Genomic DNA, 2,325 nt, shown 5'->3' with positions numbered 1-2,325 from the left:
GGGCGCCGAGGACGGTGCCTCGAACGGTGGGAGCGCCGGGGACGGTGCCTCGCTCCTGGGACGAAGGCTGAGCGGAGGGCACGCGGGACATGGTGACGCAGCGGGATCGTTGGGCGGAGCTGACGGGCGGGCAGGGCGGGGAGGAGTACGCCCGGCGGTTCGCGCGGCTCGCCGCCTCCGGCCAGGACGTCCACGGAGAGGCCACCTTCTGCACCGCGCTGCTGGAACCCGGCGCCCGGATCCTCGACGCCGGCTGCGGCACCGGACGGGTCGCGATCCGGCTCGCCGAGCTGGGGCACCACTGCACGGGGGTGGACGTCGACCGCTCGATGCTGGCCGTGGCCGAGCGCGAGGCACCCGCCTCACGGTGGCTCCACGGGGACCTCGCCCTCCTGGACACCCTCGGCCTGGAGCCGGACTTCGACCTGGTGGTCGCCGCCGGCAACGTCATCCCGCTGCTCGCCCCCGGCACCGAGCCGACCGTGGTCCGGCAACTGGCCGCCGTACTGCCCCCCGGCGGGCTGCTGGTCACCGGCATGGGCCTGGACGCGGCACACCTGCCGCTGCCCGAGGCGACGGTGACCCTCACCGACTTCGACGACTGGTGCGAGCAGGAAGGGCTGGCCCTCCGGGAGCGCTACGCGACCTGGGACGGCGCCCCCTACGAGCAGGGCGGCGGGTACGCGGTGAGTGTGCACGCACGCTCGGCCGACTGAGTGCCGGGGGCCCTGGATCCTGGGGTCGACTGAGCCCGGAAGGCCGAAGGGCGGACCGCAGAGAGGCCGACCAGGGAGTGGCGAACGCCGGGGGACGGACGCCGGGGGGCGGAACCCCGCACTCCTCGCCGAGGGCGGAGCCCCGCTCCCCCTGACGGGGGCGCGGAGCCTGGTCCGAGTCGTCCGAGGCGGCGGGGCCTACGACAGCTGCGACTGCACCTGCGCGGAGATCAGCTCCAGGTGGTCCAGGTCGTCGAGGTCGAGGACCTGGAGGTAGAGGCGCTGCGAGCCGATGGCCTGGAAGCGGCCGATCTTCTCGACGACCTCGGCGGGGGTGCCGGCGAGCCCGTTGGTCTTGAGCTCGTCGACCTCGCGGCCGATCGCGGCGGCACGGCGGGCGACCTCGGCGTCGTCCTTGCCGACGCAGACGACCAGCGCGTTCGAGTAGACCAGGTCGTCGCCCTTGCGGCCGGCCTCCTCGGCGGCCTCACGGACCCGCCCGAACTGCCGCTCGCTGTCCTCCAGCGAACCGAACGGCATGTTGAACTCGTCGGCGTAGCGCGCGGCGAGGCGCGGGGTGCGGCTCGCGCCGTGCCCGCCGATCAGGACCGGCACCTTGGCCTGCGCCGGCTTGGGCAGCGCGGGCGAGTCGGTCAGCTGGTAGTGGGTGCCCTCGTACGAGAAGGTCTTGCCGACCTCGGTGGCCCACAGCCCCGTGACGATGGCCAGCTGCTCCTCCAGGCGCGCGAACTTCTCCTTCGGGAAGGGGATGCCGTACGCCTTGTGCTCCTCCTCGAACCAGCCTGCTCCCAGGCCGAGTTCGACGCGGCCGCCGGACATCTGGTCGACCTGGGCGACCTGGATGGCGAGCACACCGGGCAGGCGGAAGGTTCCTGCGGTCATCAGGGTGCCGAGCCGGATGCGCTTGGTCTCCCGCGCGAGGCCGGCCAGGGTGATCCAGGCATCGGTGGGGCCGGGCAGGCCGTCCACGGAGCCCATGCGGAGGTAGTGGTCCGAGCGGAAGAAGGCGTCGAAGCCGAGGTCCTCCGTGGCCTTGGCGACGGTGAGCAGCTTGTCGTAGGTCGCCCCCTGCTGGGGCTCGGTGAAGATGCGAAGATCCATGCCCTCCATCCTGCACGCTCGGACGGCGGTCAACTCCACCGGTCCTGGACCCGATCGTGGTGCCCTGTCGGGTGAAATCCGTCAATCCGGTGCATGAGGCGGGCGGCGCCAGTGACCGGCGGCAACGGTGATCGTTGCTCGGGAGGAGCCGGACCGCCCGGCACCCGTCGCCGGCGGTCGCTGCCGGGGCGCTCGCACACGTGCCCCCTCGGGGGGCGAGGGCCGAGGAGGCCGTCACATGTCCCAGGAAGCCGTGCCGGAGCAGGCCGCCGTGCCTGCGCAGCCCAAGGGTCTGCTCCAGCAGATGGAGGAGTTGATGGCTGCCCTGAACGCGGACCTGTCCCAGCTCGACGCCGATCTGTCGGCGCCGCGTCCCGCCCCGGCGGAGGGCGCGGACTCCGTCTGACCGTCCCCGCGACGCCCGACCGCCCTCGCCGCCCGATTCCCCCGCCGCCCGATTCCCCTTCCGCCTGGCCGCCCTCGCCGC

The 2,325-nt window shown here is 73.4% G+C and carries 3 protein-coding genes; 2 read left to right on the top strand and 1 reads right to left on the bottom strand.

What is annotated here, in order from left to right; all coding sequences use genetic code 11:
- Positions 1–89: 89 nt before the first annotated feature.
- Positions 90–716: a class I SAM-dependent methyltransferase gene (locus tag AOK15_RS41095; RefSeq protein ID WP_055524344.1), complete on the top strand. Its 627-nt coding sequence runs from the start codon at positions 90–92 to the stop codon at positions 714–716.
- Between the two features lie 198 nt (positions 717–914).
- On the opposite strand, the gene AOK15_RS41090 is transcribed toward AOK15_RS41095, so the two are convergent.
- On the bottom strand, positions 915–1,838 hold the full coding sequence (locus AOK15_RS41090) for an LLM class F420-dependent oxidoreductase (protein ID WP_055524346.1): 924 nt from the start codon (positions 1,836–1,838) through the stop codon (positions 915–917).
- Between the two features lie 238 nt (positions 1,839–2,076).
- On the opposite strand from AOK15_RS41090, the gene AOK15_RS45965 reads away from it, so the two are divergent.
- Entirely contained in the window at positions 2,077–2,244 is a 168-nt protein-coding gene (locus tag AOK15_RS45965; protein ID WP_167738935.1) for a hypothetical protein, read from the top strand.
- Positions 2,245–2,325: the final 81 nt, after the last annotated feature.

This window comes from Streptomyces ossamyceticus (assembly GCF_001418475.1).
Classification (GTDB): domain Bacteria; phylum Actinomycetota; class Actinomycetes; order Streptomycetales; family Streptomycetaceae; genus Streptomyces; species Streptomyces ossamyceticus.
The sequence above is the reverse complement of the archived record's forward strand: the minus strand, read 5'-3'. Positions and strand labels throughout refer to the sequence as shown.